The 11,839-nt window shown below is 69.3% G+C and carries 8 protein-coding genes and 1 pseudogene; 6 read left to right on the top strand and 3 right to left on the bottom strand.

The window, feature by feature from the left end:
* Positions 1 to 623: 623 nt before the first annotated feature.
* Complete coding sequence (locus ACLJWH_RS38960; protein ID WP_411146586.1) at positions 624 to 2,135, bottom strand: glycoside hydrolase family 3 protein; 1,512 nt, start codon at positions 2,133 to 2,135, stop codon at positions 624 to 626.
* 928 nt (positions 2,136 to 3,063) lie between these two features.
* On the opposite strand from ACLJWH_RS38960, the gene ACLJWH_RS38955 reads away from it, so the two are divergent.
* The 5 genes from ACLJWH_RS38955 to ACLJWH_RS38935 are packed head-to-tail and all read left to right on the top strand — an operon-like array spanning position 3,064 to position 8,423.
* Positions 3,064 to 4,128: a YbiU family protein gene (locus ACLJWH_RS38955; RefSeq protein WP_411146585.1), complete on the top strand. Its 1,065-nt coding sequence runs from the start codon at positions 3,064 to 3,066 to the stop codon at positions 4,126 to 4,128.
* Positions 4,110 to 5,441 (top strand): DUF6271 family protein, encoded by a 1,332-nt coding sequence (locus tag ACLJWH_RS38950; protein WP_411146552.1) that lies wholly within the window; start codon positions 4,110 to 4,112, stop codon positions 5,439 to 5,441. Before ACLJWH_RS38955 ends, ACLJWH_RS38950 begins: the two co-directional genes overlap by 19 nt.
* Positions 5,438 to 6,685: a type III PLP-dependent enzyme gene (locus ACLJWH_RS38945; protein WP_411146551.1), complete on the top strand. Its 1,248-nt coding sequence runs from the start codon at positions 5,438 to 5,440 to the stop codon at positions 6,683 to 6,685. The genes ACLJWH_RS38950 and ACLJWH_RS38945 overlap by 4 nt, the downstream gene beginning before the upstream one ends.
* Positions 6,682 to 7,251, top strand: coding sequence for a GNAT family N-acetyltransferase (locus ACLJWH_RS38940; protein WP_411146550.1), 570 nt, complete (start codon positions 6,682 to 6,684; stop codon positions 7,249 to 7,251). The genes ACLJWH_RS38945 and ACLJWH_RS38940 overlap by 4 nt, the downstream gene beginning before the upstream one ends.
* Positions 7,251 to 8,423 (top strand): MFS transporter, encoded by a 1,173-nt coding sequence (locus tag ACLJWH_RS38935; protein WP_411146549.1) that lies wholly within the window; start codon positions 7,251 to 7,253, stop codon positions 8,421 to 8,423. The genes ACLJWH_RS38940 and ACLJWH_RS38935 overlap by 1 nt, the downstream gene beginning before the upstream one ends.
* A 438-nt stretch (positions 8,424 to 8,861) precedes the next feature.
* On the opposite strand, the gene ACLJWH_RS38930 is transcribed toward ACLJWH_RS38935, so the two are convergent.
* The gene (locus ACLJWH_RS38930) at positions 8,862 to 10,862 is read right to left on the bottom strand and encodes a beta-N-acetylhexosaminidase family protein (protein WP_411146548.1); all 2,001 of its coding nucleotides are present in this window, start codon (positions 10,860 to 10,862) and stop codon (positions 8,862 to 8,864) included.
* A complete protein-coding gene (locus ACLJWH_RS38925; RefSeq protein ID WP_411146547.1) occupies positions 10,859 to 11,293 on the bottom strand; it encodes a hypothetical protein in 435 nt (144 codons plus the stop codon). Before ACLJWH_RS38925 ends, ACLJWH_RS38930 begins: the two co-directional genes overlap by 4 nt.
* Before the next feature lie 313 nt (positions 11,294 to 11,606).
* Here ACLJWH_RS38925 and ACLJWH_RS38920 point away from each other — a divergent pair.
* Positions 11,607 to 11,839: pseudogene (locus ACLJWH_RS38920) on the top strand (hypothetical protein); the annotation flags it as partial.

The following is an 11,839-nucleotide window of genomic DNA, read 5'->3' as shown; positions in this document are numbered from 1 at the left end:
AAGGGCCGGTACGTGACCGGGACAAAAGGCTGATACATGACCGGGTGAGAAACGACCGGGGAAGTGGCCGCCACCGCGTCGTCCGGGGGGCTGACGGTCCGGGTTCCCGTGGCGCGCTCCGGCATGCCTCGGATGAGAGCGGATCGTTCCCGGAAATCGTCGGGCCGACGAACCTGCGTACTTATATCATGAACGCGCCGGGCCGGGGTCGCCGAGTGGGGCTTTCGACGGATGGTGAGCGGGGCGGGCAAGGGAGCCGGCGCACGGTCACGGCCGGCAGACGGTCACGGCCGACGTGCGGTCATGGCTGGTATACGGCCCTGTACGTGGAGCGGGGCCGCGCGGTGCGGTGGGCGGGCGCTTCGGCCGGCCCGGCAGCGGAAAGGGAGCGGCCGAGCGGAGCGTGGCCGGTGCCACGGAGCTGGTGGCCGACGCCCACGAGGCCGCCGCCCCGATTCGGGCGACGGCCTGCGCGAGGCGGTCTTTTTCCTGGTGGCAACGGCGTTCCGTACGCCGCCGCGGTGGACGGCTCCGAAGTCTGCCGGCAGCCGGCGCGATCCGCATGCGCGATCCACTTGCGCGGGACGCCGTCGCCGGTGCGGACACCGGGGCGTGGTGACGGCCTATCGGGCGCCGACCAGGACCTCCGCGGCGGCGACACCGGCGGCCGCGGTGGCACCGTGGGTGAAGATCTGGACCGCTCCGAGGGCGGGGCCACCCGGCAGGCCCATCTCCACCACGATCGCGTCGGGGCGCGCCTTGGCGAGGTCGGCGAGGGCACGGCCCATCCAGGCGTGCCGGGAGGCGTCCCGGACGACGACGACCATCGGCCGTCCCGCGGCGGGGGCCAGCGCGTAGTCCTCCAGGACGGCGGAGCGAGCGGTCAGCTCCTGGTGGTGGACGCGCACGAAGGTGGTGCCGGGCAGGCGCTCGCGCAGTGGCGCGGCGACGCCCCACGGCGTCTCCTTGCCGATGGCCAGGTTGGTGGCGGGCACCAGCTCCACCACGTGCGGCGGGGCGGCCAGGGGGAGGGCGTCGTGCACGGAGCCGCTCAGCCGGACGGCGCGCCGGGCGGCGGTGAAGCCGATGTCGCCGCTGATGGGGTTGACCGGGACGGCCCGGCCCAGGTCGATCGACCAGTCGGCGAACGCCCGGACGCGGCCGGCCGCCTCCGCGAGCCGCGCTTCGGCGAGTTCTCCGCAGGACACGGCATCGACGAGGGCGCCGGCGAGGAGTTCGGCGGTCGCCTCTTCCGCGTTCTCCCCGCCGACGCAGATGGCGTCGGCGCCGGCGGCGATGGCCTGTACTGTGGCGCCGTCGATGCCGTAGCGGTGGGTGACGGCGCCCATCTCTATGGCGTCGGTGACGATCAGGCCGTCGAATCCGAGTTCTTCGCGGAGCAGGCCGTTGAGGATGCGGTGGCTGAGGGTGGCCGGCCGGTCCGGGTCGTAGGCCGGTACCAGGAGGTGGCCGCTCATGACCGCGCGCACGCCCGCGTCCAGGGCGGCCCGGAAGGGGGGCAGCGCCTGTGCGGCGATCTGGTCGAGACCGGCGTCGTAGCTGGGCAGGCCGTGGTGGGAGTCGACGGCGACGTCCCCGTGGCCGGGGAAGTGCTTGGCGCAGGCGGCGACACCGGCGGACTGGAGTCCCCGTACCCATGCGGTGGTGTGGCGGGACACCAGGGTGGAGTCGATGCCGAACGACCTGACCCCGATGATGGGGTTGTCGGGGTTGGAGTTGACGTCCACGCTGGGCGCGTAGTCAAGGCTCACCCCGGCGGCGTGCAGCTGACGGCCCAGGTCGCGGGCGACGGACTCGGTCAGCTCGGGGTCGTCGACGGCACCGAGGGCGAAGTTGCCGGGGCGGGTGGAGCCGGTCGCGGACTCGATCCGGGTGACATCGCCCGCCTCCTCGTCGATCGCGATGATCAACGCCGGGTTCTCGGCGCGGAGTTGCGTGGTCAGCCGGGCGAGCTGTTCGGGGGAGGCGATGTTGCGCGTGAAGAGCACGACGGACGACAGCCCGTCACGGATGGCGCGCAGTACCCACTCCGGTGCCTCGGTGCCCACGAAACCCGGTTGCAGGACGGAGAGCGCGAGTCGCCGCAACTCCTTGCTGTGCTTGCTGGAGGACATCGGCTGGGCCTTCCGGGTAGTGCGCACGCATTGATCACAGCGACGGGCATTGGTACAGGCCAACGAATATTGGCCTAGTCCAATCCGCAGTGTCAAGAGTGCCGTTCACCCCGCTTCGGTCCCGGGTGTCCGGGCCGGGCCGCCTTGTGGCGGAACGGGTGCGGGGTGCGGAGGGGTGTCGAGTGGGGCGCGGGAAACGCCGCGCGGGGAGCGTCGGATGGGGATGCTGTGCGGGGGTGCTGAGTGGGGAGCGCCGTGCGGGGGCGCGTGGGTGGTCTCTCCGGTCGGTGTTCCCGGCCGGTCCGGCGTCGTGCGCGAGGTGGCCGTTTCGCGCAGGGAAGTCGTCGGTCGTTCCGGATTTCGGTATTGACACCGGAAGTTGGTCTAGTCCATTTTAGTGGGGCGCAAGCGCAGCAAGTGATGGATGTTGCGTGCCGGCCCGCGGCGGGGGAATGCGGCCGGCCGACATCATGAGGACACTTCGTCCATGGCCCGTGAAGGGCACCACGTACACGGCGTAACGGTGCGGGAAGCTGGTGCTGTTTCGCCGAGAACCACGACTTCTGCGGAGCGGCCGGTCGGCGCGGTGGTGCGCGCCTTCCGGGTCTCGCCGCGCTGATCCTTTCTGCCCCCTGCTCATCCCTCTCCTGACCTTCCACCCCTGTCCTTTCCTGCCCGAAACGACTTCTTCCGCTGCGCGCGTCAACGTCCTCGCCGACGAACGGCGCCGGCCGCGCCGCGCGCTGCCGCGGCATTCGGCGCCGACGGCCGTACCGAGGCCGTTCTCGGCGCTGACTGTGTATACGACCGCGTATACGACCGGGTGGACGACCGCGTATACGCCACCCACCCGGCGTTTCCCGGCACGCGATCAGTCCGGGAGCGATCCGCTCGGCCATACGGAAAATTCAAGCCCTGGAGCGACTGCATGCTGACATCTGAACGCCATCTGTCCCGAGCCCCTTCGGACGTCCCCTATTTCAGCTCGGACGGCGACACGTATCTCGCGCAGACACCGCTGCGGGACCTCCGGAAATCGAGGCGGCTCCGCGTGCTGTCCGAGGAGGACTTCACTTTCTGGCAAACCTACGGTTACGTCGTGGTGAAGCAGGCGATACCCGCCTCGGCGGCGAAACGCCTGCTGGATTTCGCCTGGGACTTCCAGGGACTCGATCCGGAGCGGCCGGAGACGTGGTACGAGGACCGTGAGTTCCGGTCGGATCTGGACCGGGAACTGCATATCTACGGGTTTGTCGAGGCGTACCACCACCAGCTCCTCTGGGACAGTCGCCAGGCACAGCGGGTTTACGACGCATTCGTCGACGTATGGGACTGCGAAGAACTCTGGGTGACCCTGGACCGGCTCAACCTGAACCCGCCCAACATCAAGAACCGCGACCGCGCGCTCATCCCGGCCACGGAGCGCGGGTTCGACATCGAGCTCCACTGGGATATCGACACCTCGCTCGGCGTGCTGCCGCAGCGAGTTCAGGGGATCATCGCGCTGAACGCCACCCAGCCGGATCACGGCGGTTTCCAGTGCGCGCCCGAGCTGTTCCGTCGGTTCGACGGGTGGAAGGCCCTTCAGCCGGCGGACCGGGACCCGATCCGGCCCACGTTCGACCGGGCGGAGATGCCCGTGGTCCGGCCGGAACTCCAGGCCGGCGACCTGCTGATCTGGAATGGCGCGCTGGCGCACGGCGTGGCGCCCAACACCTCGGAGAACGGGGTGCGGGCCGTCCAGTACCTCTCCATGATGCCCGCGCTGGAGTCGCATGAGGAACTGCGGCGTTCCCGGGTCGACTCCTGGCGCCGGCTCAGTACACCGGACTGGAACAAGACGCTGCTCGGTGACGCCACACGGCATGAATCCCTGAGGTACGGCACCGCCAACCTGAACGAGCTGGGCGCCAGACTGCTGGGCCTCGAATCGTGGCACGGGCGGGAAAGCGAAGAGTCGACCGGGGAACGGGTATGCGCAAAATCTGTCTGACGCTGCCCACCAACAGGGAGTGCGCCGCGACGATAGCGGCCGTCAACGAGGAGGCCGTGTACGCGGCCGAGCATTTCGACGTCGAGGTTCATCTGCTGATCCTGGACTCCTCCGACACACCCGTGCTCGCCGGGCACGCGCGAGCCGTCCAGGAATTGCGCGGGGTGCCAGGGGTGGTCGTGCACCATCTCGGCGAAGCGGAGCAGCGGGACTTTCTGCAACGGGTCATCCACCGCGCCGACGTCATGAAGCCCGAACTGGTGCTTGATCTCATGCTCCCGGCCGATGTCTCCTACGGCGCCTGCACCAATCGTGCGTTCCTGATCGGTGCCGCGCTCGGCTGCCGGTCCATCCACCGCAGGGATTCGGACAGCCGCTACCAGGTCGTGAACGGGGCGCCCGTCTTTCCCGTCCACCACGAGCTCAGGTCCCTCGGAAAACGCGCGAGCGACGCGGTGCACGACGTGTCCGAGACCACGCTGGATCCGCGGCACGCGGACAAACCGGTGACGATGGCGGGCAGTTCCTTCGTGGGTGAGCTTTCCGTGGACATCGGCGAGATCTATCAGCTCGACCGTGACGTCTATACCGACATGGTCGGCCTATGGGCGCCCGCCGAATGGTCCGACGAGGAGAAAAAGCAGCTCGTCGACGAGTCCTTCCGGGGAGCCGGCTCCGAGCCGTTCACCCAGGACCACTCGGTCCTGGCCCTCGTCGATCCCATGCGGGTGGACATGTGCAACATCAGTTTCCATCAGGTGCACGAACGTGTGCCGCTGCCGCCCGCGACCGACACCATCGGCAGCGACTACTTCCTCATGCACCTGGTCCACGACGCCGCACTGCCCGGTGTGCTGCACAACCGCAACATCGAGAATTTCTACACCGGGGAGCGCAGAACCGGTCCGGGGTTCCTGGCGTACCAGATGCGGTTCGTGAAGTTCTTCCTGTCCATGCTCTACTTCAATTTCCTCTACGAGAGGATGGCGCAGGCCGGCGAGTCGCTGCTCGACGACCGGCATCAGGTGCGCGCCTCCGTGGTCGCCGAGATGGTCCGGGAAAGCACCGGGCTGGAGCGGGCGGAGAACGTCCGGCGGCTGGACGTCCTCGATGTCTCCTACCGGAAACTGGGCGGCAGATATGCCGAGTTCGCCGGCCTCCTGGCGTCGCGCCGCGAGCGGCTGCTCGACGAAGCCCGGCATGACATGGAGGACTTCGCCCTGCTCATCGAGGTGTGGGAAGCGATGATGAGCGCGAGCGGAGCCACCAGCCTCTACCACATCCCGAGGCAGCGAGGCCGCGACCGCCGATGAGGTACGAGAACACGTCCCTGTTCGCCGCCCTGGCGGCCGCCGCCGAGGACCGGATCATCTTCGATCTCGCCGGAATCGAGGACTGCTACGACACCCTGCTGAGGGAGCTGCCGGGATTATCCGTCCGCTTCGCGATGAAAGCCTGCCCGGTGGACGAGGTGCTCTCCTGTCTGGCGGACAAGGGCGCCGGGTTCGACGCGGCAAGCCCCCAGGAGATCGTGCAGGCGCTCCGGACCGGTGTGCCGGTCGAGAGAATCCACTACGGCAATACCGTGAAATCCGACCGGAACATCATCGAGGCATATCGCCTCGGCATCCGGGATTTCGCGACCGACAGCCTGGAGGACGTGACGGCGATCGCCCGCCACGCCCCCGGTGCCCGGGTGTTCTGCCGACTGGCCACCGAGGGGGACGGGGCGCTCTGGGGACTCGGCAACAAATTCGGCTGCTCGCCCGCGGATGCGGTGCGCGTGCTGGAAACGGCCCGCGAAACGGGGCTGACACCGTCGGGACTGTCCGTGCACGTCGGTTCGCAGCAGATGACGGCCGAAGCCTGGCGCAGCGCCGTCGAATGCCTGGCGGACGTCCTCGAAGCCCTGAACCGGCGAGGGATATCGCTGGACCATGTCAATCTCGGCGGTGGCCTGCCGGCTCTCGGATATCTCGACAAGCGGGGCAGACCGCTGGACCCGCCGACGGACAAGATATTCGCCGTGCTCCGAGAGGGCATGCAGCAGCTCAGGGAGATACCCGGGCACCAGCTGGATTTCCTTGCGGAACCGGGCCGTTATCTCGTCGCCGACCACGGTGCCATCCGGGCACATGTCTCCCGGCTCTCCGCGCGACAGAAACTGAACGGTGAACGTCAGTACTGGCTGTACCTGAGCTGCGGGAAGTTCAACGGTCTGTACGAGATGGACGAGTTGCAGTACCGGCTCGTCTTTCCCTCGCACCCGGATGCCGCTTCTGTGCCGGCCGTTGTCGCGGGCCCCACCTGCGACAGCGATGACGCCTATGCGCATGAGCACGGTCTCGTCCAGGTGCCCCGGGCGGCCGCCTCGGGAGATCCGGTCTGGGTGCTCTCCTGCGGCGCCTACGCCACCAGCTATATGACCCAGGGCTTCAACGGCTTCACTCCGCTTCCGTACACCTGCGTACCGGACGAGGGCGGTGGGCGACACGGCCCGCGGCACCATGGCCCGCAACCCGGTGCCGGCACTCCCCTGGAAGGCGCCCGTAAATGAGCCACGACGTGCGTATACGGCATATCTCCGACGGCGACTGGGGCGGCATCGTCGCACTGGAATCCCGTACCTATGCCGCCCTCGGGCTGTCGGAGGAGCGGGCCGTGCTGGAGTCCCGGGTTCACGCGTCGCCGTCCACATGCTTCGTGCTGGAAACCGGACAGCAGCTGGCGGGTTACCTGTTGGCCCTGCCCTATCCGGCGTTCCGGTATCCGGATCTGACCCGGACGGAAGAGTCCGTCTTCTCCTCGCGCAATCTGCATCTGCACGATCTCGTCATCGCGGAGAACCTCCGCGGCAGGGGGCTGGCACAGCATCTCCTGCACCACGTCACGGCGACGGCGGGCGCAGAGGGGTACGAGCAGATCTCCTTGGTCGCCGTCGCCGGCAGCGCGGCCTTCTGGGCGGCGAACGGATTCGTCGCCCATGACGAGGCCGTGCCCGCGGAAAGCTACGGCGCGAACGCCGTGTACATGTTCCGGGCGGTGCGGACCGGCCGGGCCGGGAACCCGGAGCCGGCCGGCCTGGTGCCGGGGGTTTCCTCATCGCAATTCGAAGTGGGCTGATGCACGTGTTCCGCGTTCACGATCCGTTCCGCAGAGCACAGTTGGCGATCGCCGCCCTGTTCTGTTCTCTCGGTTTCCAGTACGCCACCTGGGCGTCGCGACTCCCCACACTCAAGACGGACCTCGGCCTCACCGCGGCGGAAGTGGGCCTCCTGCTGATGGCCGCCGGTGTGGGCGCGGCAGTGTCCTTCCCGCTGGTGGCATTGCTGATGAAACGGCTGGGCTCCCGACGCCTCGCGTTGGTGTCGGCGCTCTGCCTGGCCGTACTGCTCCTCGCCCTGGCCGCGGCACCGAACTATCCGATCGCTCTGGTGATCATGTGTGCCGACGGAATCCTTGTGGGGTGCCTGAATGTCGCCATGAATGCCCAGGGCGCCGCGCTCGAAGTCAAGCACCGGCGAAACGCCATGGCGAAACTGCACGCGACGTTCAGTGGCGGGTCCCTGTGCGCCGCGGTCCTCGCGTCGGCCATGAACGCGGTCACCTCGACCGTGGCCGTGCATTTCGGCGTGGCGGCCATTCTTGTTCTGCTGCTGGTCGCCTGTGCCGGACCGGGACTGCTGACGGAGGACCAGCCGGCCGCGGAAAAGGAGAAGAAGAACCGCCGCGGCCGGACCATGCCGTCCCGCATGACGTTGTGGATGTGCTGCGCCATGGCGTTCGGCACCGTGACCGAAGGCGCCATGAACGACTGGTCGGCCCTCTATCTCAAAGACATCGCCGAGGCGTCGGCGGAACTGGCGCCCATGGGCATCGCCGTCGTCTCGGGAATGATGGTATTGGCCCGCCTTTTCGCCGACGGCTGGCGCAGCCGCTGGGGCGACGGGCGCATCGTCCTGGTCGGCAGCGTACTGGCCGGCGCGGGGCTGGCGCTCGCCCTGCTGAGCGGCGGCGTGGTACCGGCCCTGATCGGGTTCGCCTGCGTCGGTCTGGGGATCGCCGCCGTGACCCCGTGCGTCTACGTGGCCGCGGCGGGACAGGGCTCGGACGCGCTGACCCTGGTCGCCGCCATGGGCACCACGGGCCTGCTGGCCGGACCACCGGTCATCGGCTTCATAGCGAACGCCAGCAGCCTGGTGTGGGGCCTGGGCGCCGTCGCCGCCTCCGCGCTCGTCGTGGCCCTGTGCAGCACCCGCATCCGCTGGACGAGCCCGCAAACGGCGGACACCTGACGCGGCCGAGGCGCTCGCCGGGCAACTCGACCGCCGCGTGCCGGTACGTGACGGGGAACTGGGGGGCCCGGACCCCTGGCACGGTCCGACGTCGCTCTGCCGTGCGGCGGACGGGGCGCTGTCCGGGGTGTCGCGCTCGGCCGTCCGGCTCTGCTCGCCGCCGCTCTCGTCCTGGGCCCGGCCAGGCGCGAGCGAGCCGCTCGCCGTGGGGCCCGGTTGTTGCTGGTCACCGCCGACAGGTCCACGGGTGGACCGCCCCGGCGAACCTGGGGCGGTCCACTGACCAAGCCCTACTGGGCAAGAGCCCCGGGCAGCCTGTCGCATCACGGACTTGCGGGATCTTTCAGGCGCGCTCTTGGCGCCGGAGGCGGGAGAAGGGGTTCGTCGGCGAGGGCGGTGATGTCTGCGTGCCGGGGCCGGTCCGTGCGGTCGGCTGTCTCAGGTGAGTTGGGGGGCGCGGTGGATGAAGGTGTCGAGGACGCCGTCGGCGATCTTGACTGTTCCCTGTGGCCTGGTGGCACCGGGGATGGTGCGGATTTCGGATGCCTGGCGTGCGAGGTCGGCGGCGGCGGTGAAGGAGCGGGTCGCTCGGGTATGGTGGCCGTTGCTGCGGAATTCGAGTGCTTCGCAGGTGTGCCGGAGCGCTTGGGCCCACAGCGTGAGGGCATCCAGCCAGGGCTTGACCTCGGTGACGAAGCCGGGATCGGTGACTCCACTGCGGATCCGGTCGGGGGCCTGCGCGAGCGAATCGGCCTGTGCCCGCAGGGCGGTGACCGCTCGGTCCTTCCTGCCCGCTCGCCAGGAGAGTTCGACGGCGTCAAGCCGGGCTTCGAGGGCCGGGGCGGGTGGCTGCCACGGGGCGTCCGACCAGCTAGGTGCCAGGTGCTGGGTGTCGAGGAACACCAGCAGGGCCCGGGTGGCCTGCTGGTTGTTGCCGGTGAGATACGCGGCGGCCGCGTGCCAGGAATCGGCGGGGCGGTAGGCGCGGGGGTTCCAGGCGTAGTCGGCGCCGGTGAATTCGGCGATCTTGCTGGCCGATGCCTGGTTCATCGGGTTCAGGGCGAGGCCGCCGAGGTGCTTGCCGAGCTCGGGGGTGCGTTTGTCGTAGGGAGCGAGCAGGAGGCGTCCAGCGGCGCGGTCGTAGTCGTTGGTGGGGTAGTTGTCCCACAGCAGCACGTCATGGCCCCACACGTCGGCCCCCCGGCGTGCCTGGCCGCTGGTGAGGGAGGTGGGTACCACGTCGGCGCCGGTCCACCACACCTTCACCCGGCTGTCCAGGGTGCGGCGCAGGGTCTTCTTGTAGGGGGAGTCCGCGAGGTCGCTGTACTGGGTGGGGACGAACTGCAGTGGCCGTACGCCGGGATGGCGGTCGGCGAACTCGCGCTGGACGCGGTTGGTCAGGTCGCTCTGGGCGGCGGCGGCAGACTGTTCGGAGACGGTGCCGTAGCGGGCCAGGTCCGCGGCGCTGTTCCATACGGGGAGGGGATGGATGTCGTCGAAGGCGAGGGCGAAGTCCTTGATCCCGAGGTCGTACAGGAACTGGAGTTTGCCCGTCAGGGCCTTGCGGTCGCCGGCGTCGTTGTAGCCGATGGACTTGCCCGGGGAGAGGACGTACGTGAAGCGCACGTGATGGGCGGCCGCGTGGCGGGCGAGCCCGGCCAGCTCTCGTGCCTGGCGCGCGGGATAACGCTCGCGCCAGCGATCCCGTTCGTACGGGTCGTCCTTGGGCGCGTAGAGGTAGGTGTTGAGCTTGACGGAACCGAAGAACGCGATCTGGTCCTTGCGCTGCTGATGGGTCCAGGGTTTGCCGTAGAAGCCTTCCACGACACCGCGCAGGGGCATCGCGGGATGGTCGACGACCGTGGCACCCGCGATGCGGCGGTCGCCGGCCAGCTGGGCAAAAGTCTGGGCGGCGTAGAAGACGCCGTCACCGTCGGCCCCGGCCAGCAGGACTCCGGTGCGGCCGTCGAGGCTGCCGGCGGTGATCTGGTAACCCTCCGGTGGCAGGGACCTGGCGGTGAAGGCTCTGCTGCGCTGGAGCATGCCAGCTATGGGCGGGGCCGTGGCGTTGCCGAGGACGATGGTCAGCGGGCGAGGGGAGCGCGGGGCGGATCCTGCGGGGCTGATGCGGACGTCGGCGGCGCCTGCGCGTCGCAGTGCCTGACCGACGATGTCGGCACAGCGGGGGTCCGCCCCTTCAGCGGTGAGGACGTCCACCAGGCGGGGCACGGGCAGGTCCGGGCCGGTGCGGCGGATCTGCTGCGGGGTCGGCGACACCGCGGGCAGAGGTTTGCCGACAACCGCCTCCAGGGCGATCGACGGAGCCTTGGGAGTGCGGGGGACGGAACGGCCGACGGGGTCAGGTGCGTCGCGGGGTGCGCAGCCGGAGAGCAGCAGGCTCGTGCCGAGAAACGTGGTGACGGTCCTGCGGCTGATCATCGGCGCGTCCTCCTGTCACAGGCGCCGAGAAGTGTCCAGGCCGCCAGGAGCAGCAGCAGGAACCAGCTGCTGGGGACGAGGAGGAACAACGAGGTGGCGATGGCCGACAGCGGGTCGCCCAGGGGCAGGATGAGCCAGTACGTGGCGGCGCTGGTGACCGTCAGGCCCAGAGCGGTGACAGGCCATACCAGGACCCCTGCCGTTTTGGCGCGCACGCTCCATCCACGGGCCGGTATCCACAGGGCCAGGCCGAGCAGCCAGCCGACGACAGGCAGCAGAAATCCCCCGAAGACCAGCAGCAGCACGGCAGTTGTCTGCCGGGACGAGCAACCACGGACACGGGTACGGGAACACGCGGACGGCGAGGCGCCGTCGCCCGCGGCCGGTACCGGTTCGAAGGGGCCGGGGGCGGGGTGAGGAGTGGTGCGCATGGACTTCCCTCGGGATTGGGCATTCGGCGGTTCGCCCGTGGTCAAGGACAGCCGGAGTCCCCCATGGACGACGATTCGACTGATCGACGCCCAAAACGGAGTAAACAGTTCCACGCATACTGGCCGGCTGACCTTGCCCGGTGTAGCTGCTGCCGCCCGGCAAGCAGGCGGTTCGCTCGCGGTGGGGGCGTGGCGTCCCGGCCGGCTCAGTGCCGCAACTGCGAGGTGAGCAGCCGCTCCGACGCGCCACGGATGATCTCACCGAGCGGCGCCGGCGGCGCCGGCGGCACTCCCCGCCGGTACCCGTCCCGGCATGCGGACGAAGTCCGAGCGGTGGCCCAAGGCGCCGCAGGAGCGACGACTCGACAATGCCGTCGCGGTGAACACCTGGAACACCCGCACCTGGAAGCCTGCATTGGCCAAGGCCGGTGTCATCCCGGCGCGATCCGAGGGGGCGAAAGCCTGGCAGTGGGCGGCGGCCCCGAAGGACGGCTTCCATGTGCTGCGGCACACCTGTGCCTCGATCCAGCGGGAGGCTGGAGAGCC

The organism is Streptomyces sp. x-80, assembly GCF_046549095.1.
In the GTDB taxonomy this organism is placed as follows: domain Bacteria; phylum Actinomycetota; class Actinomycetes; order Streptomycetales; family Streptomycetaceae; genus Streptomyces; species Streptomyces celluloflavus.
The sequence above is the reverse complement of the archived record's forward strand: the minus strand, read 5'-3'. Positions and strand labels throughout refer to the sequence as shown.